The following is a 202-nucleotide window of genomic DNA, read 5'->3' on the forward strand; positions in this document are numbered from 1 at the left end:
CCTTCTGGATCTACAGTCGCATCACCTGTTGCTACAGGGTTGCCATCTTTGTCTAAGATTTCAACTTTTACTGTTGCACCTGGCTCAGTCTGACCTGAGATTGTTGGTGTAGTATCGTTTGTTGGCTTAAGCTCATCGATGGTTAATTCAGGCGCTACTGTGTCAACCTCGAAGCTCTCTGGCTGAGATTCACCTGTGTTAC

Annotated in this window: 1 protein-coding gene; it reads right to left on the reverse strand. The window is 46.5% G+C overall.

The window, feature by feature from the left end; translation table 11 throughout:
* Nucleotides 1-202, reverse strand: a 202-nt coding sequence (locus tag AC1M9L_RS14885) for an Ig-like domain-containing protein (protein ID WP_481592572.1), incomplete at both ends; no start/stop codon positions are given.

Source organism: Acinetobacter sp. ANC_7511, assembly GCF_056779975.1.